Origin of the sequence: Lysinibacillus sp. OL1 (assembly GCF_004332175.1) — a bacterium.
Taxonomy (GTDB): Bacteria; Bacillota; Bacilli; order Bacillales_A; family Planococcaceae; genus Lysinibacillus; species Lysinibacillus capsici.
Map to the genome: position 1 here is coordinate 1 of NZ_SJDS01000177.1, position 209 is coordinate 209.

Here is a 209-nt window from a genome sequence, read left to right on the forward strand (position 1 = left end):
ATGGTGGGTCAGGACGGAATCGAACCGCCGACACTTAGAGCTTCAATCTAATGCTCTACCAACTGAGCTACTGACCCATTTCGTCCATGCTAAGCTTTCTCACTCTTTTGCTTCTCATGACTTTTATTTTAAAAATGGCGGTCCCGACCGGGATCGAACCGGCGATCTCCTGCGTGACAGGCAGGCATGTTAACCGCTACACCACGGGA

The 209-nt window shown here is 50.7% G+C and carries 1 tRNA gene; it reads right to left on the reverse strand.

What is annotated here, in order from left to right:
• Position 1 precedes the first annotated feature (1 nt).
• Positions 2–77: transfer RNA gene (locus EW028_RS25020), tRNA-Phe, on the reverse strand.
• Positions 78–209: the final 132 nt, after the last annotated feature.